Below are 593 nucleotides of genomic sequence, written 5' to 3' on the forward strand. Positions count from 1 at the left end.
TGGTGGCTGTTGTGGTACAACGCCGGTGCATATTCGCCAAATGGCGCAGGCCGTTGAAGGTGTTACACCTCGCGCTTTGCCAGATTTGCCTGTTGCTTGTCGTCTCTCCGGATTAGAGCCATTAACGATTGAGAAAGAGACTTTATTCATCAATGTCGGTGAGCGAACTAACGTCACAGGTTCTGCTCGCTTTAAACGTTTGATCAAAGAAGAACAGTATGACGAAGCATTAGAAGTCGCGCGTCAGCAAGTTGAAAATGGTGCCCAAATCATCGACATCAACATGGATGAGGGGATGTTAGACGCACAGGCTTGTATGGTGCGTTTTCTAAACCTATGTGCCTCAGAACCAGAAATCTCCAAAGTGCCAATCATGGTCGACTCTTCCAAATGGGAAGTGATCGAAGCGGGTCTGAAATGCATTCAAGGTAAAGGCATTGTGAACTCTATCTCTTTGAAGGAAGGCAAAGAGAAATTTGTTGAGCAAGCTAAACTGATCCGTCGTTATGGCGCAGCGGTGATCGTCATGGCATTCGATGAGGTTGGTCAGGCAGAAACGCGCGCGCGCAAGCTAGAAATTTGTACAAATGCTT

The 593-nt window shown here is 47.2% G+C and carries 1 protein-coding gene; it reads left to right on the plus strand.

The features are described from left to right. The coding region (locus tag R7Z50_RS29150) for a dihydropteroate synthase (protein ID WP_318149965.1) at positions 1-593 on the plus strand (593 nt) is incomplete at both ends.

It is taken from the genome of Vibrio sp. 1249-1, from assembly GCF_033340495.1.